The sequence below is a fragment of the Actinoplanes hulinensis genome (assembly GCF_019429605.1).
GTDB classification, from domain to species: Bacteria; Actinomycetota; Actinomycetes; order Mycobacteriales; family Micromonosporaceae; genus Actinoplanes; species Actinoplanes campanulatus.
Window position 1 is genome coordinate 98,970 of the sequence record NZ_JAHXZI010000008.1, and the last position, 17,890, is coordinate 116,859.

The window sequence follows — 17,890 nt, forward strand, 5'->3', positions numbered from 1 at the left end:
CGGGGTCAGCGGCCCGCGTTCCAGGAGAGCAGCACCGGGTCGGCGTCGTGTTCGAACCCGAGGACCGAGATCGTGCCGGTGTCCAGGCGCAGCAGCCCGCCGCCGGCCGGCGGCAGCCCGATCCAGCGGGCGCCGGCCACCCGCAGACAGTGCCCGTGTGCCACCAGGGCCACGTCGCCGCCGAACTCGCCGGCGCGGGCCAGAACCCGGTCCAGCCGCGCGCCGACCCGGTCCGGGGACTCGCCGCCCGGGCATCCGTCGGTCCACAGCGACCACCCCGGCCGCCGGGCCCGGATGCCGGCCGTGGTGACGCCCTCGTACTCGCCGTAGTCCCACTCGGCCAGATCGTCGATCACCTCGGTCACGGTGAGCCCGGCCAGTTCGGCGGTGCGCAGCGCCCGCTGCCGTGGGCTGGCGAGCACCGCGGCGAAATTCCGCCCGGCGATCCGTTCCCCGGCGGCGAGCGCCTGCCGCTCGCCCTCCGCGGTCAACGGCAGATCGGTGTACGACGTGTGCCTGCCGTCGGCGCTCCACTCGGTCTGCCCGTGCCGGATCAGCATGATCTCCGCCATCCCGCCCGCCCTTCTCCGGCTCGCTCAGCGCCCGGGACCACCGGACCGCCGCGCTCGCTGAGCGGCTGGACTCCGGCAGTGGCGGCCGGTTCTTCGATACCCCGGGACCCCGGTCTCATGCCAGGCGGTCGTCCCGCGGAACGGCGAGCGGGTGCCGCTCCTCGTCCCGGGCGGCCAGCCGTTCGATGGCCCGCAGGTACTGCGGGCGGGTGATGTCACCGCCTACCAGCTGGGCGGCGAGGACGCCCTCGAGGCAGGTCGGCCTGGCGGTCTCCGCGGGTTCCGCGATCGCGGCGGCCGGTGTCCGGTGGGCACGGTCACCCGGTGAGGGCCACAGGGCGAGAATCGCGGCGGCGATCAGACCGAGTGTCGCCACCAGGAGAATCATCATCGGTTACCACCTCCCTACGTAACATCCTCGTCACTCAAAGCAATGATCAGCAGGTGAAGCCCGAAAGATCCGTTTCGACACACCGGGCGCCCCTCGTACGGGAGACGCGTTCACGACGCCGTTCGGTTGCAGCGAAGGTCCCGGCCGGAGGGGACCGATTCCCCTGACCGGCGTCGGCCGACCGGAGTGGGATGGAGAGGAAGGAACCCACCGAGGAGGAGCCATGCGGACCGCAACCATCGTCGTCGCCACCGACGGCACCTCGTCGAGCCTGGCGGCGATCCGCTGGGCGGCCCGGGAGGCCGCACGGCGTGCGGCCACTCTCCGGGTCACCCACGTCATCGACTGGCAACACGGCGAGGCCCGCTACGACCTCGACGGCGGCGACTTCGCGGCGTCCCGGCGGATCGCCGAGGGGGTGGCGCGCACCGGCGCCGCGCTGGCCCGCGAGGTCGTCCCGGACCTGCCCGTCAAGATCGACATCCTGGTCGGCAACCCGGCCGCCCGCCTGCTGTCCCAGGCGGGCGACGCCGACCTGCTGGTGCTCGGCAGCCGCGGCCGGGGTGGCTTCGCCAGCCTCGTGCTCGGCTCGGTCAGCCAGCGGGTCGCCATGCACGCCGGGGTCCCGGTCGTCGTGGTCCGCGGCCGCGGCGACGTCACCGACGGCCCGGTCGCGGTCGGTTTCGACGACTCCGCGCAGTCCGAACACGCCCTGCGGACCGCCTTCGAACTGGCCGCCGCCCGGGGCGCCCCGCTCGCCGTGATCCGCACCTGCCTGCCGGTGCTGACGCTCTTCATGGGCATCGCCGCGGCGAACGTGCTCACCCCCGAGGAGGACGCCGCCGAGCGCCTGCGCCTGGAGGAGCAGCTCGCCCCGTGGCGGGAGCTGTTCCCCAGCGTCCAGGTGGAGGCGCTGCTCTCGTACGACAGCGCCGCGGCCGTGCTGTCCGGCGTCTCGCACGGCGCCCAGCTGGTCGTCGTCGGAAGCCGTGGTCACGGCACCCTCGCCGGCACCCTGCTCGGCTCCACCGGCCTCCAGCTGCTGCGCCACGCCGACAGCCCGGTCTACCTCGACCGGCAGGCCGCCTGACCGCCGGCTCCACGTCACCTTCAAGATCAAATTACCGGGGTACGCCGTGCGTAGACCGGCGTATCCGGGGCAAGGAATCCCACCGAGGAGGCAATGATGAGCACCGGATATCTGATCGTGGTGGGCGTCGACGGCTCCGAAGGCGGCCGCCGAGCCCTGCGCTGGGCCGCCACCGAGGCCGCCGCACGCGGGGGCGCCGTTCGGGCGGTGACCGCCTGGTCCTGGGACGGGCTCGACTACGGCCCGGCCCCGGCCGAATCCCCCGCCGAGGAGCGGGAACGCGCCGTCTGGATGATCGACGCCGAGATCCGGGAACTGGTCCGGGAACGCGGCTCGCACCTGCCGGTGACCGGCGAGGCCGTCGAGGGCTCCCCCGCCGAGGTGCTGTCCGCCGCCGCCCGTGGCGCCGACATGCTGGTCCTGGGCAGTCACGGCCACAGCCGGGTGCGGCACACCGTCCTGGGCTCGGTGAGCGAGTCCTGCGTACGCATGGCCTGCTGCCCGGTCGTGGTCATCCCGGTGCCGGCCCGTGAGCCGGTCGCCGTCTGACGCCGCTCGATACGCAACGGGACGCGCCCCTCGGGGCGCGTCCCGTTGCCGTCTTCAGTGGCGGGCGGCGCCGTGCCGCCGGTGGCCGCCGGGCGGCCAGATCCGGTCGATGATCGACTCCAGCAGCGGCCCGGCCAGGATCAGGACCACGAACAGCAGGACGATGAGCGTCACCACGATGGCCACGAGGACACCTCCCGGGTGTGTTAGGCCCCCGATCGTGCTCCGTCCCCGTACACCCCGATAGTGGGCGATGGTCCTCGGATCGCCCGCCTTCCGGCCCGTCCCGGCCGACGGGCCGAACGTCCCGAAACGGGCGGGCCCTCCGCGGCCGTGGAAGGGGATGTTCGGCACCGGCGGCGACATCGAGGGCGGAGGAGAGTCATAGGTGCAGACAACGTCTCAAGGAGGACCAGATGGCCACCATCGGTCGCGCCACTACAGCCCCGCTGGAACACGCCGAAGCACCCGGCTCGATGCTCACCCACGGCGCCGCGCGGGCGCTGGCGGTCCTCCGCATCGCCACCGGCTTCGTCTTCCTGTGGGCCTTTCTGGACAAGACTTTCGGGCTCGGCTACGCGACGCCGGCCGAGCGCGCCTGGATCAACGGCGGCTCGCCCACCAAGGGCTTCCTCTCCGGCGTCGAGGTCGGACCGTTCCAGGACTTCTTCCACACCATCGCCGGCGCCGCCTGGGCCGACTGGATGTTCATGCTGGGCCTGCTCGGGGTCGGGGCCGCTCTGATCCTCGGCATCGGCCTGCGGATCGCCGCCGTCTCGGCCGGCCTGATGATGGCCTTCATGTGGCTGGCCGAGTGGCCGCTCGCCCAGGAGACCGCCGCCGGTGAGGCCACCCGCTCGAGCAACCCGCTGGTCGACTACCACGTCGTCTACGGTGTCGTCGCCGTGGTGCTGGCGCTGGCCTACGCCGGGCACACCTGGGGCCTCGGCCGCTGGTGGGCGAAGCTCCCCTTCGTCCGCAAGAACCGCTGGCTCATCTGACCCACCCGTCCCACCCCTCGGCGAGGAGCCCGGCCCCGACAGGACTCTGTTGGCGAATTCCGAAGTAGATGCTCGCCCCGGCATGATCTCTCCTGATCATGCTGGGGCGTTCGTCGTGGAGGTTGGGGTGTCGCTGCGTTCGATGGGCCTGTGTGAGGTTCCGGAGCTGACTGCTCGGGTGGCCCGGACCGCGTTCCCGTCCGGGACTGCCGCGATGCGGGTTCGAGACGCCTTGGGGCCGATCTTCACTGACGACATGTTCCGCGATGCCTTCCCTTCGCGGGGCAAACCGGCGCTGTCTCCTGCCCGGTTGGCCTTGGTGTCGGTGTTGCAGTTTGCGGAAGGCCTGGCGGACCGGCAGGCCGCGGACGCTGTACGGGCTCGCATCGACTGGAAGTACGCCCTCGGCCTGGAGCTGACCGACCCGGGCTTCGACTACTCGGTGCTCTCGGAGTTCCGCTCCCGGCTGATCAACGGCGGCCTGGAGCAGGCCGTGTTCACTGCTGTCGTCGACGCGGCCCGAGCGTCCGGCCTGGTGAAGGCCAGAGGGAAGCAGCGCACCGACTCGACCCACGTCATCACGGCGGTACGCGAGGTCAACCGGCTGGAGCGCTGCATCGAGACCATGCGGGCAGCGTTGAACGCGCTCTCGGTGCTGGCGCCGACCTGGGTGGCGGCGCTGGCAGACGCCGGGTGGTTCGACCGCTACAGCGACCGCCCTGAGCAGTACCACCTGCCCGCACCGGGAACCCGCAAGCGGATCGCGCTTGCCGAGCAGGTCGGTGCAGACGGCTCCCGACTGATGACGGCGGTGTTCGCCCGCGACGCACCGGCGCACCTGCGCCAGGTGGAGGCCGTAGAGGTTCTGCGGCAGACCTGGGTCCAGGAGTACGCCATCGCCTCCACCGACGACGGGCAGGAGCGGATCGTGTGGCGGCACCCGAAAGACTGCCCGCCGGGTGCGGTGCGCCTGGCCAGCCCCTACGACACCGATGCGCGCAACGCCGTCAAGCGGGACACCTCCTGGTCCGGCTACAAGGTCCACCTCACCGAAACCTGCGACTCCGGCGAGGTCCACCTGATCACGCACGTGGCCACCACCGTCGCAACGACCCCGGACACCAGCATGATCGCTGAGGTTCACCGCGACCTTGCCCAACGGGACCTGTTGCCCTCGGTGCATCTGGCCGACGCCGGCTACGTCAACGCGCCGCATCTGGTGTCCGCGCGCCGTGACCACGACGTCACGCTCATCGGGCCGGTGCAAGCATCCACGGCGCGCAGAGCCGACAGCGGGTTCAACCCGTCCGCCTTCACCATCGACTGGGACACCCGCACCGCCACCTGTCCCGGCGGCCAGACCACGACGAACTGGCGAGAGGCAACCAGCCAGCGAGGAACACCCGTCAGCCGGATCCGATTCCTGAAGACCCAGTGCGAGCCCTGCCCGGTCCGCAGTCAGTGCACCACTTCCCGTTCCCGCAACCTCACCCTGCGCCCACGGGAGGAGCACGAAGCGCTCCAGTCGGCCCGAGCTGACCAGTCCACCGCCGAGTGGAAACGCCGCTACCAACCCCGGGCCGGCATCGAGGCCACCATCTCGCAGGGTGTCCGCAGCTTCAACCTCCGCCGGTCGCGCTACCGCAGCCTGGCCAAGACCTCCCCGCAACACCAGCTGGCCGGCGCTGCGATCAACCTCAACCGCATCGGAGCCTGGCTCGACGGCCGACCTCACGGACGGACCCGCATGTCCCACTTCGCAGCCCTGCGCCCGGCCAGCTTGCCCGGACTTCGGCGCCCTAGCCGCGACCGAAGTCAGCCGGAATCTGAGCCACTTTTGCCTTGAATGCCCTTCTCACGGTCTCATCGTCAATGAGGTCATAGAAGTCGTCGTCGGACGGCAACGACTCGGGAGATTCACCGTTCAGGCTGCGGTCCAGCACGTTTTCCAGAAACTCGGCAGTCTCAGCGAGCTCGAAGTAACGCATGGCGTTGATCGCGCGTCTGACACGAAACGGCTCGTTGACCTCCAGAGCGAAGCCCAGGCCGCCTCCCATCGCACAGTTATGGACGCGCAGCAAAGACGCAAGCTGCTCAATGCCTGACGGGGTGCCGTCCGGTACCTCACCGTCAGCGCCGTAATCGGCGGCTTCGTTCCAGATGACGTCAAGGTCGTCCAGCTTGCCGCCACCAAGAGAAAGCACCTGCGACAGCGCGGCGATCGTGTCGCGCGCCTCACCGGCGTCCGTGTCGTTCTTCCAACCCTGAAGCCACGGGCCTTGAGGACCACTAACGAACATGAGGGCTTCGAGCGCGACACTGGCCAACTCCGGTACAGGCGCGCTCAACCGGCCATCGGAAGCAATGTCGTTCTCAACCAAGGTGTTGAGGCGCTCGTCAAACTGTCGTCCGCCAGGCAGGGTCGCCGCAACGATCGCCGCAGCAGCCACGACTTCGTTCGCGAAGAATTCCTGCCCTAGCAGGTCCGGCCGTTCCTTCACCAGCAGGAACATGCGCTCCAGCGCTTCCGCCCGCTGCCTAGGGGGCCGTTCGGCAAGTTCTTCCAGGAAGTCCAGGGCGCCATCGCTGGAGAACGGGCCGGTGCCGAACGTTCCCATGCTTCCTTCCTCCTCAAGACGACCGTCGTCCTGAAGCCACAAGATCATGCCAGTCCCAGCAGACCCTCTCGATGACAGAGAACTCTCTGGGCGTCGGACCGTCCGCATCATCCGCCTCGCCGCCTGACGGCGGCGAGGCGGATTCGCCAACAGGGTCCCGACAGGGCCGGGCTCCCTGCGCATGTGGTGACGAATTCCGCCCAACCCGGTGCCCGCGACCTCCGGCGGGTGCATCCTGCTGGAAGGCCATCGAAGGGAGGCGACGATGATCGCGCACGTGGGTGACCGCATCGTGGTGAAGGGCAAGCACGTCGGCGACGGCAACAAGGCCGGCATCATCACCGAACTGCGGCACCAGGACGGCACACCCCCGTACGAGGTCCGCTGGGACGACGGCCACACCGGCCTGATCTTCCCGGGCCCCGAGACCCACCTGGAGGCCCTCACCCGCTGAACGCCCCCACGGGCGGCCGGGCGCGTGGTCAGTCGCCGCGCAGGCGGGACCAGAAGGAGTCCTTGGCCGGACCTCGGGAGCGGATCTCGACGGAGCTGAACCAGGCGTTCACCCGGACCCGGATCTCCGGGGTGCCGGGCAGCCGGGGCACGGCCGCGAGCCGAACCTCCTCGGAGCTGAGGACGCTGGCGCCGTCGAGATCGACCTCGACGCCCTCCGGGACGGTGACCTTCAGCTCGCCGAACAGGCACACGCCGTCGATCTCGATGACGTCGGCGCCGGTGACGACGTCGCGCAGGTCGAGGTGGGTCGAGCCGAACAGGGTGAAACTTCCCAGCCGACCGGACCGCAGCCGCCATCGGCCGCGCCGTCTGCGCTGGCTGAGAATGGTGACGACCTTGTCGACGGTGCGGGCCGCACCGACGACCGGCACCGGGGCGAGCCCTTCGGTGGCACGGGACAGCTCGACGTCGGTCCCGGCCGCCCAGGCCGCGCTCACCCGTACGCTGAACTCCTCGAGGGTGATCCGCCCGTCACCGCAAGCCTGCTGCAGTTCATCGGCCACCCGTTCGCGGTCCCCGTCGGAGATCGGAAGCGTCACGCCCGCCGACTCTACAACCCGATCGCAACCGGAAACCCGGGGTGGTGTCCGGTCCCCTGTACGCCGCGTTCGGGGCGAGCTGACACACTTGACCGATCATGACGCTGACCGATCGCATCCCGGGATCCTCCGAACCTGACGCCGTCTTCGACGCCTTTCAATCGTGGGTGACGGAGCAGGGCCTGACCCTGTACCCGCACCAGGAGGAGGCGCTGATCGAGATCGCGACCGGCGCGAACGTCATCCTGAACACGCCGACCGGCTCGGGGAAGAGCCTGGTGGCGACCGGCGCGCATTTCGCGGCGCTGGCGAGCAACCGGACGACCTTCTACACGGCGCCGATCAAGGCGCTGGTGAGTGAGAAGTTCTTCGCCCTGTGCGCGACGTTCGGCGCGCAGAACGTGGGCATGCTGACCGGTGACGCGAGTGTGAACGCGGACGCCCCGATCATCGCCTGCACCGCGGAGATCCTGGCGAACCTGGCGTTGCGGGAGGGCGCGGACGCCGACGTCGGCCAGGTGGTGATGGACGAGTTCCACTTCTACGCCGAGCCGGACCGGGGCTGGGCCTGGCAGGTGCCGCTGCTGGAGCTGCCGCAGGCGCAGTTCGTCCTGATGTCGGCGACGCTCGGCGACACCACACGGTTCGTGGAGGACCTGACCCGGCGTACCGGGCGGGAGACCGCCGTGGTGGCGAACGCGGAGCGGCCGGTTCCGCTGACCTTCGAGTACGCGATGACGCCGCTGCACGAGACGATCGAGGAACTGCTGTCGACCAAACAGTCGCCGGTCTACATCGTGCACTTCACCCAGGCGGCGGCGCTGGAGCGGGCGCAGTCGCTGATGAGCATCAACATGTGCACGCGGGCGGAGAAGGACGCGATCGCCACGGCGATCGGCAACTTCCGGTTCACCGCCGGTTTCGGGCGAACCCTGTCGCGGCTGGTCCGGCACGGGATCGGCGTGCACCACGCCGGGATGCTGCCGAAGTACCGCCGCCTGGTGGAGACGCTGGCCCAGGCCGGCCTGCTGAAGGTCATCTGCGGCACCGACACGCTGGGCGTCGGCATCAACGTCCCGATCCGTACGGTGCTGTTCACCGGCCTGTCGAAGTACGACGGCGTGAAGACCCGTCTGCTGAAGGCGCGCGAGTTCCACCAGATCGCGGGCCGGGCGGGCCGGGCCGGGTTCGACACCATGGGCACGGTGATCGTGCAGGCGCCGGAGCACGTGATCGACAACGAGCGGGCGCTGGCGAAGGCCGGTGACGACCCGAAGAAGCGGCGCAAGGTGGTGCGCAAGAAGCCGCCGGAGGGGCAGATCGGCTGGGGCCGGCCCACCTTCGACCGGCTGGTGGAGGCCGAGCCGGAGCCGCTGACCTCGTCGTTCCAGGTCAGCCACGCGATGCTGCTGAACGTGATGAACCGCGGCGGTGACCCGTACCCCGCTCTGAAGCATCTTCTGACGGAGAACCACGAGGAGCGGCCGTCGCAGCGGAAGTTGATCCGGCGGACGATCGGGATCGCCCGGGCCCTGATCGCCGGGGGCGTCATCGAGCGTACCGATGAGGGCTCCTATCGCCTTGTCGAGGATCTCCAGCTGGACTTCGCGCTGAACCAGGCGCTGTCGCCGTTCGCGCTGGCCTGCCTGGAGCTGCTGGACCGGGAGGCGCCGGAGTACCCGCTGGACGTGGTGTCGGTGATCGAGTCGACGCTGGAGGATCCGCGGCAGGTGGTGTCGGCGCAGCGGCAGAAGGCGCGCGGCGAGGCGGTCAACGCCATGAAGGCCGAGGGCATCGAGTACGAGCAGCGGATGGAGCTGCTCGAGGAGGTGTCCTGGCCGATGCCGCTTCGGGAGCTCCTGGAGGCGGCGTACGAGACGTACCGGCGCGGGCATCCGTGGGTGGCCGACTACGAGCTGCGGCCCAAGTCGGTGGTCCGGGACATGTACGAGCGGGCCATGACGTTCACCGAGTACATCTCGTTCTACGGCCTGTCCCGGTCGGAGGGCCTGGTGCTGCGGTACCTGGCGGACGCGTACCGGGCGCTGCGGCAGACGGTGCCGGAGGACGCCCGCACCGAGGAGCTGACCGACCTGATCGAGTGGCTGGGCGAGCTGGTCCGGCAGGTCGACTCGAGTCTGCTGGACGAGTGGGCGCGACTGCAGAACCCGGGCGCCGAGCCCGAGGAGGTGCGGATCGACGACAAGCCGCCGGCGGTCACCCGCAACTCCCGCGCCTTCCGGGTGCTGGTGCGCAACGCCATGTTCCGGCGGGTGGAGCTGGCAGCGCTGCGCCGCTGGGATCTGCTCGGCGAGATGGACGCGGAGACCGGCTGGACGTCGGAGCGCTGGCAGCAGGCGATCCAGGACTACTACGAGGAGTACGACGAGCTGGGCACCGGCCCGGCCGCGCGCGGTCCGGCGTTCCTGCACATCGAGCAGGGCCCGGCGGTGTGGACGGTGCGGCAGGTGTTCGAGGACCCGGAGGGCGACCACGACTGGGGCATCGACGCCACCGTCGACCTGGCCGCCTCGGACGAGGCCGGCACCGCGGCGATCACGGTGACGGCGGTGGGTCCACACTGATCCCGGTGACCGCCGGCAGCCGTACGGTGAAGGTGGTCCCCAGCCCGGGCTCGCTGCTCGCGGTGACCTCGCCGCCCTGGTCGGCGACGATCCGGCGGACGATGGTCAGGCCGAGCCCGGAGCCGCCGGTGGCGCGCTGCCGGGCCGGGTCGGCGCGCCAGAACCGGTCGAAGACGCGGGACACCTCGTCGGCGCTCATGCCGACGCCGGTGTCGCGGACGGTCAGGACCGCCTCGGGGCCGTCGCGGGTGACCCGCATCTCGACCCGGCCGCCGGCGTCGGTGTAGCGGATGGCGTTGGTGAGCAGGTTGCTGAGCACCTGGCGGGTGCGGTCCGGGTCGACGAACACCTCCAGCGGCCCGGGGACGTCGGCGACCAGTTCGACGCCGGCGTTCTGCGCCACCGCCCGGTGCGCGGTGACGGCGGCCTCGACCAGTTCGGGCAGGTCCACCGGGACCGGGTCGTAGCCGAGGGCGCCCGCCTCGGCGAGCGCCAGCATCTGCAGGTCGTCGAGGATGCGCCGCTGGAGCAGCGTCTCCTCGTGCAGGGAGGCGAACAGCTCCGGGGACGGCTCGACCACCCCGTCGGCGAGGCCCTCCAGGTAGCCGCGCAGGTTCGACAGCGGTGTCCGCAGCTCGTGCGCGACGTCGGCGACCAGCCGCCGCTGGCGTTCCTCACTGCGCTGCAACGCCTCGGCCATGGCGTTGAACGCGCCGGACAGCCGGGCCAGTTCGTCCTGGCCGCGGGCGGGCACCCGCACGTCGAGGCGGCCGGCGGCCAGTTGCAGGGAGGCGCCGGTGAGCAGCCGCACCGGCCGGCTGACCCGACGGGCTATCCAGGCGGTGCCGGCGGCGGCGGCCAGCAGCAGGGCGACGGCGCCGAACACACCGGGCCGCTGCAATCCGTCCAGCTCGGTGCCCTGCCGCACGCCGAAGAAGACCCGCACCGGTACGACCGACGAACTCGCGGCCGCACCGGCGAACCCCTCGATGAGGCACTGGTCGTAGTTGGACGCGGCGAGGCGGCACCCGGCCAGCAGTGACCACGCCTCGTTGAGCCACTCCCGGTTGCCGCCGATCCGGGTGCTCCCGGCCGCCGCACACGACGGGGACGCGGTGAGCCGCTGTTCGCTGAGGTAGGGCGGCTGATCGCTGTCGATGACGCCGATCGTGCCGGTGCTCTCGGCCATGCAGTGGGCGGCCTCCAGCGCGGCCCTGTACCGGGCCACCTGGAACAGCGCCCGCACCTCCGGGGTACTGCCGGCGGGTTCCGGGCCGAGCAGGTTCGCCGGCAGTCTCGGCAGCGGCGGGATCCGGTACGCCTGTGGCCCGAGCGCCGCCATTTCCCTCTTGCTGAGCGTCACCGAGCCGATCCGGTCGGCGGCCCGGACGATGTCGTCGGTCAGGACCGGCACCGGCTCGACGTTGGCGGGCAGCCGCTGCACCGGCCCGGATGTCCGGTTCTCCAGGGTGTCGGAGTCGACGAGCACCTCGGTGTCGCGGGTCTCCACCCGGATGTGCAGGCCGGTGCCGGCGGCGAGGCGCCCGACGACCTGGTCGATGCCGGTCCACTGTCCGTGCACGATGCCGTACCGGCGGATCTCGTCGACGATCTCGGCCTGGTGCCGGTCGCGGGCCTCCTCGGCGTTCGTCACGGCGCGGGAGGTGAGGCTCAGGGTGAGCCAGGCGGTCGCCCCGATCGCGGTGCCGGCCACCACCAGCACCAGCAGGAAGATCCGCAGGCGGAAACTCACTGCTCGGCCATCCGGTAGCCGCGGCCGTAGACGGTCTGCACGTACCGGGGCTCGGCCGGGTTGACCTCGATCTTGCGGCGCAGGTTGACCACGTGCGCGTCGACGGTGCGCTCGGAGACCTCGTTCTCGAAGCCGAACGTCTTGTCCAGGATCTGCCCGCGGGTGAAGACCCGGCCGGGTTCGCGGGCCAGCAGTTCGAGGATGCCGAACTCCTTGGCGGTCAGCCGCACCGGGGCGCCGGCGACGCGGACCTCGAAGCGGGGGGTGTCCACCTCGAGCTCGCCGACGCGCAGCACCTCGGTGGCCTCGGCGCCGCGGGTGCGGCGCAGCAGCGCCCGGATGCGGGCGGTCAGCTCGCGCGGGCTGACCGGCTTGCTCAGGTAGTCGTCGGCGCCGATGTCCAGGCCGAGCAGCATGTCGTTCTCCCCGGAACGGGCGGTGACCAGCAGGATCGCCACGTCGGCGAGAGCCGGGTCCGGGTCGGCGCGCAGGATCCGGCACACGTCGAGGCCGTCCACCTCGGGCATCATCCAGTCCAGCACCAGCAGGTCCGGACGGCGGGCCCGGGCCTGTTCCAGCGCCGCCCGGCCATCACCGACGGTCAGCACCTGATGACCCTCCCGCTCCAGGTAGAGGCGGATCAGCTGGGCGTGTTTCGGGTCGTCGTCGGCCACCAGGATGCGCGCTGTCACGGTTCGCATTGTGATGCAGCGGGTCCACGCGGCCAAGAAATGCGAGAAACCGATGAAGATCGGATCCCGGATTCGTGCCGTGCGGGTTCCTGGCAGCTTCCGCACAGGTTCTTCACAGGTCGCGGCCTACCGTCGGCTCCTCGCTTCTCCAAGGAGGTTCCTCGATGTGTGGCCTGAGCGCTTTCGTCAGCAGCCGGCCGGGCGCCGGGCCGCTGGACGGCACGTTCCTGACGGCGTTCTCCGCCGCGCTCGCGACGATGCACCACCGCGGCCCGGACGACACGCAGGTCGTGCACGGTGAGGGGTACGTGTTCGGCTTCAACCGCCTCGCGATCATCGACCGCGAGCACTCGGTGCAGCCGCTGCGCTACGCCGACCGGTGGACCGTGGTGTTCAACGGGGAGATCTACAACTACCGGGAGCTGCGGGCCGAGCTGATCCGGGCGCACGGCGCGGTGTTCGCCACCGAGGGCGACAGCGAGGTGCTGGCGGCGGCGTTCCACTACTGGGGTGAGGCGGCGCTGCCCCGCCTGCGGGGGATGTTCGCGTTCGTGGCGTACGACCACCACACCGGCACCCTGCACGCGGCCCGCGACGCGTTCGGCATCAAGCCGCTGTACCTGCTGGAGACCGCCGACGGCCTGCACCTGGCCAGCGAGCGCAAGGCCCTGGACCCGTTCGCGCCCCCGGCCGGCGCGGCCCTGGACACCGAGTCGCTGGCCCACTACCTGACCTTCCAGTACGTGCCGGACCCGCTGAGCCTGCACCGGCACATCCGCCGGCTGCCGCCGGGTCACCGGATCGTCTGGACGCCGGGCGGCGGGATCCGCATGCACCGCTGGTTCAAGCCGTCGCTGCGGCCGCTGCGGATGCAGCCGGAGGCCGCGTACCAGGCGATCCAGGACGCGCTGACGGCCAGCGTCCGCAAGCATCTGCACGCCGACGTGCCGGTCGGCACGTTCCTGTCCAGTGGCGTCGACTCGTCGGCGATCGCGGCGCTGGCGTCCCGGGAGAAGCCGGACCTGCACGCGTTCACCGCCGGGTTCGCGGCCCAGGGCTACTCGGAGATCGAGATCGCCCAGGACACCGCCGACCAGCTCGGCATCCGGCTCACCCCGACGGTGGTGACCGACGAGGACGTGCTGGCCCATCTGCCGCGGATCGTGCAGCTGCTCGACGACCCGGTGGCCGACCCGTCGCTGATCCCGCTGTACTTCCTGGCCCGGACCGCGTCACGGTTCGTGACCGTGGTGCTGTCCGGGGAGGGCTCCGACGAGCTGTTCGGCGGCTACACCATCTACCGGGAGCCGCTGTCGCTGGCCGGGGTGGACAAGCTGCCGCCCGGGGTGAAGCGGGGCCTGCGGCACCTGGCCGACGTGCTGCCCGAGGGCGTGCGGGGCCGTTCCTTCCTGGAGCGCGGCACCACCCCGATCGAGCAGCGCTACTACGGCAACGCGCGGATCTTCACCCCGGAGGAGAAGGCGCAGCTGATGCGGTTCACCGCGCAGCCGCACACGGCGATCACCGCCCAGCTGTACGCGGAGACCGCCGACGTCGACGACGTGGCCTCGATGCAGTACGTCGACCTGCACACCTGGCTGCCCGGCGACATCCTGGCCAAGGCCGACCGGATGTCGATGGCGCACAGCCTGGAGCTGCGGGTGCCGTTCCTGGACCAGCAGGTGTACGCGGCCGCGGCCGGCCTGCCCACCGAGCTGAAGCTGCCGCACGGCACCGCGACCACCAAGCACGCGCTCCGCGAGGCGATGAAGGGCATCGTGCCCGAGTCCGTCCGGGAGGCCCGCAAGCTGGGCTTCCCCACCCCGACCCGGCTGTGGCTGCGCGGCCCCATCGGCGACTGGGTGGACCACCTGCTGGCCACCTCCGGCGCGTCCGAGTACCTGGACCTGGAGTACGCCCGTGGCCTGCTGGCCGAGCACCGGGCGGGCGGCGCCGACCGGTCGCGCAAGGTGTGGACGGTGGCCATGTTCTGCCTGTGGCACGCCATCGCCGTGGAGGGCACGATCAGCGTGGACGTGCCGGCCGCACCGACCGCCGTCCTGCCGCGCCGCCCACTGGCGATGCACTGACCGATGAGTTCCGGAGCCGCGGCCGGTCCTAACCGGCATGGCGGACTCCGTGATCCGGTTCCCGGTGCGAACAAGGCTGGCGCGTACGGAGATCCCCCCACTCTGCGCGGCGCTGGCCGACTCGTTACGGGGGCGGCCCGGTGGCCTCGTGGTCTGCGAGGTCACCGGGCCGGGTGAGCCGGACGTGGTGCTGGTGGAGGCGCTGGCCCGGCTGCGGCTGACCGCGCGGCGGCACGGCCGGCGGCTGCGGGTGGACGGCGCCGGGCCGCCGCTACGGTCGCTGGTCGCCCTGCTGGGGCTCGACGACCTGCTCGTCCAGGTGGGCGGGGAGCCCGAACAGCGGGAACAGCCGGGCCGTGTCGAGGAAGTTGTTGACCCCGGTGATCCGCCCGTCTGAGATCTCCAGGACGATCAGCGCCCACGGGTCGTGGCCGGCGCCGCTCTCGCTCGGCCGGTACTGGCCGAACGCGGGCATGCCGCTGGCCACCACCGGGACCAGGCGCGACCCGCGGCAGCCGCGGCCGGTGCCGCTCATCCACGCGGTGATGTCCTCGTGGCCGCGCAGCCACAGCGCCAGCGGCGGCATCGACAGGGTGGCGTCCTCGTGCAACAACGAGGTGAGAGCGCTCAGGTCGTACGCCTCGAAGGCCTTCACATAGCGCGCGAGAAGCGCCCGCTGGACCTCGTCGAGGGGCTGGAAGGCGTCGCCCGCCGAAGGCGTGGCGGCGGAGATCGTGGCCCGGGCCCGCTGGAGCGCGCTGTTCACGCCGGCGACCGTCATCTCCAGCAGGTCGGCGACCTCCTGCGCCGACCAGGCCAGCACCTCCCGCAGGAGGAGCACGGCCCGCTGCCGGGGCGGCAGGTGCTGCAACGCGGCGACGAACGCCAGCCGGATCGACTCGCGTTCGGCGATCAGCCGGGCCGGGTCGGAGCCCTCCGGCAGGATCCGCTCGTCGGGGACCGGGCCCACCCAGATCTTCTCCGGATGGATGTCACCCGGATGGGTGGCATACCCGGATCCGGCCGGCCCGAGATCCATCGGCCGGACCCGCCGCTGGGCGCTGTCGACCATGGTGAGGCACACGTTGGTGGCGATCCGGTACACCCAGGACCGCAACGACGACCGGCCCTCGAAGGTGTCCCGGGCACGCCAGGCCCGGATCATCGTCTCCTGCACGGCGTCCTCGGCCTCGAAGGCCGAACCCAGCATCCGGTAGCAGTAGCCGACGAGTTCGGGCCGGAATCGCTCCAGCCGCTTCTCGATCGGGACATCGGTGACGAGTTCGCTCACGGCCCGAACCTATCGCGGATATCTTCGCCCGGCAGCGATGAGTTTCCGGGACCGGCCCGGTCTACCCGATGTCAGCAATTCACGGAAAGACATGAGGAGCCGTAATGAGCTACGCGGACGTCAACGGGATCAACCTCTACTACGAGATCCAGGGTGAGGGGCGCCCGCTGGTGCTGCTGCACGGCGGGCTCGGATCGGGCGAGATGTTCGCGCCGATCCTGCCCGCGTTCACCGCGAACCGGCGGGTCATCCTGCCCGATCTGCAAGGGCACGGGCGGACCGCCGACGTGGACCGGCCGTTCGACATCCGCACCATGGCCGACGACATCGCCGCCCTCATCGACCACCTGGGTCTGGAGAAGCCGGACGTGGTCGGCTACTCCCTCGGCGGCGGCGTCGGCCTGCACCTGGCCCTCGCCCACCCGCACAAGGTCGGCAAGCTGGTGTCCGCCTCGGCCGGGATCCGCCGCAACGCCACCCACGCGGAGATCCTCGCCCAGCAGGGCCAGGTCACCGGGGCGGCCGCCGAGTTCATGAAGGAAACCCCGATGTACGAGTCCTACCAGCGGCTGGCTCCCCGCCCGGAGGACTTCCCCCGCCTTCTCGACAAGATCGGCGCCGCGATGGCCGTCGACTTCGACCTCACCGACGAGGTCCGCGGGCTGTCCGTGCCGACCCTGATCGTCGGCTCGGACGCCGACATCGTGCCGGCCGCCCACTTCGTCGAGATCTTCAACCTGCTCGACGGCGGCCTGCGTGACGGCGGCTGGATGGGCGAGGGCCGCCCCAAGGGTGGGCACGCCCTGGCCATCCTGCCCGGCACCACCCACTACAGCCTGTTCATGTCCCCGCTGTTCCCGGCCGTCGCGATGGCCTTCCTCGACCAGGAGGGCTGACGCTCCGCGCTATCCGGCTCGGCGGCGCGCCCGGCGCGCCGCCAGCTCGTCACCCTCGGACGGCTGGAACGACGCCGTGATCGGCTGCGGTTGCGCGGCCGGCTCGCCCGGCAGATGAGACAGCGAACCCTGGATCTCCTTGAACGCGCCGCCGATCGCTATCCCGAACACGCCCTGGCCGCCCTGCAACAGGTCCACGACCTCCTCCGGGGAACGGCACTCGTAAACCGTCGTCCCGTCCGAGATCAGCGTGATCTCGGCGAGATCCGCCACCCCGCGCGAGCGCAGCGCCTCGATCGCCCGGCGGATGTTCTGCAACGAGACGCCGGCGTCCAGCAGGCGCTTGACGACCTTCAGCACCACCAGGTCACGGAACGAGTAGAGGCGCTGGGTGCCGGAGCCCGAGGCGTCCCGCACACTCGGCACGACCAGCGTGGTCCTGGCCCAGTAGTCGAGCTGGCGATAACTGATCCCGACGGCCTGACAGGCGGTGACCCCGCGGTAGCCGACCTCTCCGTCCTCGCCGGCTAGTGGGCCCTCAAGAGGTTGCTCGTGCACCCGATGCCTCCCCGCTGCCCATGATCAAAATCTAGGCGGTATGCCGGTTCACCTGGACTTCACGAGCGTATATCTCAATCAGCGCCGAAACATGGAGGTAACCGCTCGACACGCCGCGTACGGACTACGGCGAGTGTCGATACTCGGCCGGGCTCAGCCATCGCTCAGCCGTTGCCCAGCCATCGCTCAGCCGTTGCTCAGCCCGCGAAATCCTCGGGACGGACCTGGTCGAGGAACTCGCGGAACTTCTCCACCTCGTCCTCCTGCTCGTCCGGGATCACGATACCGGCCTCGGTGAGCACCTGCTCGGCACAACGGATCGGCGCGCCGACCCGCAACGCCAGCGCGATCGAGTCGCTGGGCCGCGCCGACACCCGAAGATCGTCGCCGATCAGCAGGTCGGCATAGAAGACGTTGTCCTTCAGCTCGGTGATCTCGACCGCCTTCAGCGGGGCCTTCACCGCCGCCAGGATGTCGCGCAGCAGATCATGCGTCAGCGGGCGGGCCGGCTTCACACCCTGCTGTTCGTAGGCGATCGCGGTGGCCTCCACCGCCCCGATCCAGATCGGCAGGTAACGGTCGCCGTCGACCTCCCGCAGCAACACGATCGGCTGGTTGCTGGGCAGCTCCACCCGGACCCCGACCACGCTCAGCTCGCGCACCGCCGCCTCCGTGTCGTCATCGTCTCGGCCGCACCGCAGCCGCCCCTAACCTGCACGGTACACGCACACCGCGGGTGTCCGATCCGC

At 70.8% G+C, this 17,890-nt stretch carries 18 protein-coding genes and 1 pseudogene; 9 read left to right on the forward strand and 10 right to left on the reverse strand.

Features of this window, described 5'->3' with window-relative positions; translation table 11 throughout:
- Window positions 1-5: 5 nt before the first annotated feature.
- Together KZ829_RS16420 and KZ829_RS16425 are read right to left on the reverse strand one after the other, a co-directional pair.
- Entirely contained in the window at window positions 6-572 is a 567-nt protein-coding gene (locus KZ829_RS16420) for a histidine phosphatase family protein (RefSeq protein ID WP_220144785.1), read from the reverse strand.
- Between the two features lie 115 nt (window positions 573-687).
- Window positions 688-963: a hypothetical protein gene (locus KZ829_RS16425; RefSeq protein WP_220144786.1), complete on the reverse strand. Its 276-nt coding sequence runs from the start codon at window positions 961-963 to the stop codon at window positions 688-690.
- Between the two features lie 223 nt (window positions 964-1,186).
- Here KZ829_RS16425 and KZ829_RS16430 point away from each other — a divergent pair, with 223 nt between their 5' ends.
- Together KZ829_RS16430 and KZ829_RS16435 are read left to right on the forward strand one after the other, a co-directional pair.
- Window positions 1,187-2,053, forward strand: coding sequence for a universal stress protein (locus KZ829_RS16430; protein ID WP_220144787.1), 867 nt, complete (start codon window positions 1,187-1,189; stop codon window positions 2,051-2,053).
- 96 nt (window positions 2,054-2,149) lie between these two features.
- A complete protein-coding gene (locus KZ829_RS16435) occupies window positions 2,150-2,602 on the forward strand; it encodes a universal stress protein (RefSeq protein ID WP_220144788.1) in 453 nt (150 codons plus the stop codon).
- A gap of 54 nt (window positions 2,603-2,656) precedes the next feature.
- On the opposite strand, the gene KZ829_RS43980 is transcribed toward KZ829_RS16435, so the two are convergent.
- Window positions 2,657-2,788 (reverse strand): hypothetical protein, encoded by a 132-nt coding sequence (locus KZ829_RS43980; RefSeq protein ID WP_281428152.1) that lies wholly within the window; start codon window positions 2,786-2,788, stop codon window positions 2,657-2,659.
- Between the two features lie 290 nt (window positions 2,789-3,078).
- Between KZ829_RS43980 and KZ829_RS16440 the strand changes: the two genes are divergently transcribed.
- Together KZ829_RS16440 and KZ829_RS16445 are read left to right on the forward strand one after the other, a co-directional pair.
- On the forward strand, window positions 3,079-3,603 hold the full coding sequence (locus tag KZ829_RS16440) for a DoxX family membrane protein (RefSeq protein WP_239141056.1): 525 nt from the start codon (window positions 3,079-3,081) through the stop codon (window positions 3,601-3,603).
- A gap of 127 nt (window positions 3,604-3,730) precedes the next feature.
- A complete protein-coding gene (locus tag KZ829_RS16445; protein ID WP_308285516.1) occupies window positions 3,731-5,449 on the forward strand; it encodes an IS1182 family transposase in 1,719 nt (572 codons plus the stop codon).
- Here the strand turns inward: KZ829_RS16445 and KZ829_RS16450 are convergent.
- Window positions 5,403-6,221 (reverse strand): DUF4259 domain-containing protein, encoded by an 819-nt coding sequence (locus KZ829_RS16450; protein WP_220144790.1) that lies wholly within the window; start codon window positions 6,219-6,221, stop codon window positions 5,403-5,405. The genes KZ829_RS16445 and KZ829_RS16450 overlap by 47 nt on opposite strands.
- A 265-nt stretch (window positions 6,222-6,486) precedes the next feature.
- Here KZ829_RS16450 and KZ829_RS16455 point away from each other — a divergent pair, with 265 nt between their 5' ends.
- Window positions 6,487-6,675, forward strand: coding sequence for a DUF1918 domain-containing protein (locus KZ829_RS16455; RefSeq protein WP_220144791.1), 189 nt, complete (start codon window positions 6,487-6,489; stop codon window positions 6,673-6,675).
- A gap of 28 nt (window positions 6,676-6,703) precedes the next feature.
- Here KZ829_RS16455 and KZ829_RS16460 read toward each other — a convergent pair whose 3' ends face one another.
- The gene (locus KZ829_RS16460) at window positions 6,704-7,276 is read right to left on the reverse strand and encodes a DUF1707 SHOCT-like domain-containing protein (RefSeq protein WP_220144792.1); all 573 of its coding nucleotides are present in this window, start codon (window positions 7,274-7,276) and stop codon (window positions 6,704-6,706) included.
- Window positions 7,277-7,374: 98 nt separating this feature from the next.
- Between KZ829_RS16460 and KZ829_RS16465 the strand changes: the two genes are divergently transcribed.
- Window positions 7,375-9,861: a DEAD/DEAH box helicase gene (locus KZ829_RS16465; RefSeq protein ID WP_220144793.1), complete on the forward strand. Its 2,487-nt coding sequence runs from the start codon at window positions 7,375-7,377 to the stop codon at window positions 9,859-9,861.
- Here KZ829_RS16465 and KZ829_RS16470 read toward each other — a convergent pair.
- The gene (locus KZ829_RS16470; RefSeq protein WP_220144794.1) at window positions 9,833-11,614 is read right to left on the reverse strand and encodes a sensor histidine kinase; all 1,782 of its coding nucleotides are present in this window, start codon (window positions 11,612-11,614) and stop codon (window positions 9,833-9,835) included. The genes KZ829_RS16465 and KZ829_RS16470 overlap by 29 nt on opposite strands.
- Window positions 11,611-12,315 carry a response regulator transcription factor gene (locus tag KZ829_RS16475; protein WP_220144795.1) on the reverse strand — a complete coding sequence of 235 codons (705 nt, stop codon included), beginning with the start codon at window positions 12,313-12,315 and terminating at the stop codon, window positions 11,611-11,613. Before KZ829_RS16475 ends, KZ829_RS16470 begins: the two co-directional genes overlap by 4 nt.
- Before the next feature lie 155 nt (window positions 12,316-12,470).
- Between KZ829_RS16475 and asnB the strand changes: the two genes are divergently transcribed.
- Together asnB and KZ829_RS43005 are read left to right on the forward strand one after the other, a co-directional pair.
- Entirely contained in the window at window positions 12,471-14,396 is a 1,926-nt protein-coding gene (asnB, locus tag KZ829_RS16480; RefSeq protein ID WP_220144796.1) for an asparagine synthase (glutamine-hydrolyzing), read from the forward strand.
- A gap of 37 nt (window positions 14,397-14,433) precedes the next feature.
- Window positions 14,434-14,649 (forward strand): annotated as a pseudogene (locus tag KZ829_RS43005) (hypothetical protein); the annotation flags it as partial.
- Window positions 14,650-14,667: 18 nt separating this feature from the next.
- Here KZ829_RS43005 and KZ829_RS16485 read toward each other — a convergent pair.
- Window positions 14,668-15,687 (reverse strand): sigma-70 family RNA polymerase sigma factor, encoded by a 1,020-nt coding sequence (locus tag KZ829_RS16485; protein WP_220144797.1) that lies wholly within the window; start codon window positions 15,685-15,687, stop codon window positions 14,668-14,670.
- Window positions 15,688-15,791: 104 nt separating this feature from the next.
- Here KZ829_RS16485 and KZ829_RS16490 point away from each other — a divergent pair, with 104 nt between their 5' ends.
- Window positions 15,792-16,583 (forward strand): alpha/beta fold hydrolase, encoded by a 792-nt coding sequence (locus KZ829_RS16490; RefSeq protein ID WP_220144798.1) that lies wholly within the window; start codon window positions 15,792-15,794, stop codon window positions 16,581-16,583.
- 9 nt (window positions 16,584-16,592) lie between these two features.
- On the opposite strand, the gene KZ829_RS16495 is transcribed toward KZ829_RS16490, so the two are convergent.
- A complete protein-coding gene (locus KZ829_RS16495; protein ID WP_220144799.1) occupies window positions 16,593-17,141 on the reverse strand; it encodes a MerR family transcriptional regulator in 549 nt (182 codons plus the stop codon).
- Between the two features lie 197 nt (window positions 17,142-17,338).
- Window positions 17,339-17,803, reverse strand: a complete 465-nt coding sequence (locus KZ829_RS16500; protein ID WP_183219032.1) for a bifunctional nuclease family protein — start codon at window positions 17,801-17,803, stop codon at window positions 17,339-17,341.
- Between the last annotated feature and the right edge of the window lie 87 nt (window positions 17,804-17,890).